Raw genomic sequence first — 3,575 nt, forward strand, 5'->3', positions numbered from 1 at the left:
TTGTCTTGCAAGACAACCAGATCGACGTCAACGGCAAGACCGAAGCTTATGGTCGCGTTGCCAGCATGATGCGGCGCATTGATGGCTCCGGCTGGCTGGAGCAGTCACAGCTCAGCACGATTTTTGCGACCGACGTTGCGCCAGTTTCACTGAGTCAGTTTTCCATGACCTTCCAGGTTGCCGCTGCGGCAGGTACCGCCGTCGATGCGGTTAAGGGGCAAGAATGAACCTACAACAGCTCAATGAACTGGATCTCAACAACATTGCCAGCTGGCCCAAGTTGGCCAAGGGCATTTTCATCCTGTTTTTTTGTGCGCTGCTGGGCGGCGCGATCTATTACTACGTGATTGCGAACTCATTGGCCTTGCTGGCCCAGGAAACCAACAAGGAGGCTGAACTGAAGGCGCAGTTCGAGAGCAAGGCGATGCTTGCTGCCAATCTGGGGGCATACAAGATACAGATGGTACAACTTGAGCAGTTGGTTGATACCCAGCTCAAACAGTTACCCAATACTCACGAGGTGGCGGGTTTGCTGGACGATATCAGCTTCATTGCGACCGACAATGGCCTCACATTAAATCGCATCAACTGGGAGTCCGAGATAAAACACGAGTTTTCCACTGAACTGCCCATGCGGATCGAGGTAGTGGGTACCTACCATGAGATTGGCAAGTTCACGGCTGATATGGCGGCGCTGCCGCGGATCGTCATCCTGGAGTCGTTCACTCTGGGGCAGAGCAAGGAGCCAGACGAGATGATCAGCATGTCGATGCTGGCCAAGACCTACAAGTACAACGGCAAGACAGTGGGGCAGAAAAAATGAGGATGATCTGCGTACTCTTGCCCGTGTGTCTGTTGACCGCCTGCGGTGGGCAGGATGAGATGGATAACTATGTGGCTCAGACCAAGGCCAGGCAGCCTGTGCCTATCGAGCCGCTACCTGAAATCAAACCGTTTTCGCCCATGGCTTATCATCTCAGCGATCAGCGCAGCCCTTTCATTGCCCCCCAGCCCGAGGCCAGCAGTGCCAAGGTCGATGCCAAGATGAAACCAGATTGTGCCCAGATGGTCGTCAACAGAGAGAAAGAAGTCTTGGAGAGCTACTCGCTGGCCAGCCTGAGTATGCAGGGATCGCTCGGCAAGCAGGGTCAGTTGTGGGCCTTGATCCGGACGCCGGATGGTCAATCCGTCCGGGTGGGCCTCAACCAACATATGGGACTTGATCAGGGCCGAGTGATCAGGATCACTGATACCTACGTGGATTTGATTGAGACTATGCCGGATGGCAAAGGATGCTGGGTCACCAGAGAAACCCAGTTGGGCATGGCCAATCTTGAAGCAAAACGATAATCAGGGATGACTGCGATGAGAATAACAATCGGTACTGTAACCAGAGTTGCCCTGCTATTTTGCGCCGGGGCATGGAGCCAGGCCTGGGCAGTGGCCACTTTGCAAGAGGTGAAAGTGAATGCGCTGATGGCCGATCAGCTGTTGCTGGAGTTGAGCTTCAGTGAACCGGTCAGCGGCTTTACCGACCGGCTCTCCTATGAGCCCAATCAGCTGTTGCTGCATGTGCCAGGAGCCGTGGGGGCGCTCAATGTCAATCCGCTGCCCATCAAGCAACAGGGGGTCGATAATCTCAAGGTCGAGGGCAAGGGAGCCGGGCTCGACATCAAGATAGCGCTCGATCAATTGACCCCTTATCAGGTGCATCAGCAGGGCAACAAGCTGCTGGTCGCTCTGGGAGAAAAGGCAACCATGCCTCTCCCGGCTTCGAGCCAGTCAGCTGGCATGGTCTCAGCACCGACGACCTCGCCTGCCTTTGTCAATCCTTCGCCTGTGACTCAATCTGCCCCGGTGGCCGTACCGGTAGCCAGTAAACCCGTCTTGCCCGCGGCGCAGACCGGGGCAAGCGACGCCTATTTCAACTCCGTCAAGGGGGTGGATTTCAGGCGTGGCAAGGATGGGCATGGGGAGTTTCTGGTCACGCTGGACAACAGCTCGGCGGTAGTGGATGTCAGCAGCCGTGGCCAGACCGTGCTGGCCAAGTTCCATGGTACTCGCGTACCGGACGACCTGCTCAATCGGATCAATGTGCAGGACTTTGCCACCCCTGTCTCTCAGGTAGAGGTGTTCCGCCAGGGCAATGACACCCTGTTCGAGCTCTCCGTCAATGGCCAGTTTGATTACCGCTACGATCAGGCGGACAAGATGTTCATCGTCGAGGTGAAAAAGCGCACCGCGGTGACCGCAGGGAAACAGTATCAGGGCAAACCGATTTCGCTGAACTTCCAGGATATTCCTGTGCGTACCGTGCTGCAGCTCATTGCTGATTTCAACAACCTCAACCTGGTCACCACGGACTCAGTGTCAGGCAATATCACACTGCGACTCGATGGTGTGCCCTGGGAGCAGGCGCTGGACATCATCCTCAAGGTGAAAGGGCTGGATAAACGACTGGATAACAACATTCTGTTGGTGGCACCGGCAGAAGAGATCGCCGCTCGTGAGAAGCAGCAGCTGGAGAGTCGCAATCAGGTGGCCGATTTGGCGCCGCTCTATACCGAGTACCTGCAGATCAACTATGCCAAGGCATCCGAGGTGGCGAATTTACTTTCATCCAAGAGTACCAAATTGCTCTCTTCCAAGGGGGCCGTGAGTGTCGATGAGCGGACCAACGTGCTGGTGGTCAAGGATACGGCAGAGGTCATCAGCAACATCAAGCGCATGCTGGATATTCTGGATATTCCGGTCAAACAGGTGGTGATCGAAGCGCGCATGGTGACCATAGATGATGGATTCGACGAGGCGCTCGGAGTGCGTTGGGGCGTGACCAAAAACGATGGTCATGGCAACAGTACATCGGGTTCCATCGAAGGTAATGATGGCTCCGGCAATAACAATGGCGGTTCGACCATCACCCGTCCCGGGGTGGATGACAGATTGAACGTCAATTTACCGGTCACCAATGCCGCTGGCACCCTGGCATTTCAGGTGGCCCGTCTGGCGAATGGTACCCTGCTGGACCTCGAACTGTCGGCGCTGGAAAAAGAGAGCAAGGCTGAAATCATCGCCAGCCCCCGTGTCACCACTGCCAACCAGAAACCGGCGCTGATCGAGCAGGGGACCGAGATCCCCTATGTGGAGTCCTCCTCCAGTGGCGCCACCTCTGTCACCTTCAAGAAGGCAGTATTGAGCCTCAAGGTCACACCGCAAATCACGCCGGACAACCGGGTTATCCTGGATCTGACCGTGACCCAGGACACCAAGGGTGAGACGGTACCAACCGGTACCGGTGATGCGGTCTCCATCAATGCCCAGTCCATCACCACTCAGGTGCTGGTCAACAATGGCGAGACCTTGGTGCTTGGCGGCATCTATCAACAGACCATCAAGAGCGATGTCAGCAAGGTGCCTCTACTCGGTGATATCCCGGGTCTTGGCCTGTTGTTTCGCAAGACAACCAGCGAGAATAAAAAGCGGGAATTGCTAATTTTCGTGACGCCGAAGATAGTCACTGACGCCTTCTGAATGCTTTACATGTGAGGGTAAAACACATATAACCTTACGCCCCA

The 3,575-nt window shown here is 55.5% G+C and carries 3 protein-coding genes and 1 pseudogene; all 4 read left to right on the forward strand.

All coding sequences use genetic code 11. From position 1 onward, the window contains the following. Window positions 1-227: pseudogene (gene tapN, locus BN1129_RS00610) on the forward strand (PilN family type IV pilus biogenesis protein TapN); the annotation flags it as partial. Further along, window positions 224-823, forward strand: a complete 600-nt coding sequence (gene tapO, locus BN1129_RS00615; RefSeq protein WP_042033837.1) for a PilO family type IV pilus biogenesis protein TapO — start codon at window positions 224-226, stop codon at window positions 821-823. The pseudogene tapN and the gene tapO, both read left to right, overlap by 4 nt. Then, window positions 820-1,350, forward strand: coding sequence for a pilus assembly protein PilP (locus tag BN1129_RS00620; protein ID WP_042033838.1), 531 nt, complete (start codon window positions 820-822; stop codon window positions 1,348-1,350). The genes tapO and BN1129_RS00620 overlap by 4 nt, the downstream gene beginning before the upstream one ends. A 15-nt stretch (window positions 1,351-1,365) precedes the next feature. Then, complete coding sequence (locus tag BN1129_RS00625) at window positions 1,366-3,531, forward strand: type IV pilus secretin PilQ (RefSeq protein ID WP_042033840.1); 2,166 nt, start codon at window positions 1,366-1,368, stop codon at window positions 3,529-3,531. Window positions 3,532-3,575: the final 44 nt, after the last annotated feature.

This window comes from Aeromonas popoffii (assembly GCF_000820025.1).
In the GTDB taxonomy this organism is placed as follows: Bacteria; Pseudomonadota; Gammaproteobacteria; order Enterobacterales; family Aeromonadaceae; genus Aeromonas; species Aeromonas popoffii.

Coding starts and splice junctions, on each gene's coding strand:
- tapO (WP_042033837.1), top strand. CDS start 224: ATGAACCTACAACAGCTCAATGAACTGGATCTCAACAACATTGCCAGC.
- BN1129_RS00620 (WP_042033838.1), top strand. CDS start 820: ATGAGGATGATCTGCGTACTCTTGCCCGTGTGTCTGTTGACCGCCTGC.
- BN1129_RS00625 (WP_042033840.1), top strand. CDS start 1,366: ATGAGAATAACAATCGGTACTGTAACCAGAGTTGCCCTGCTATTTTGC.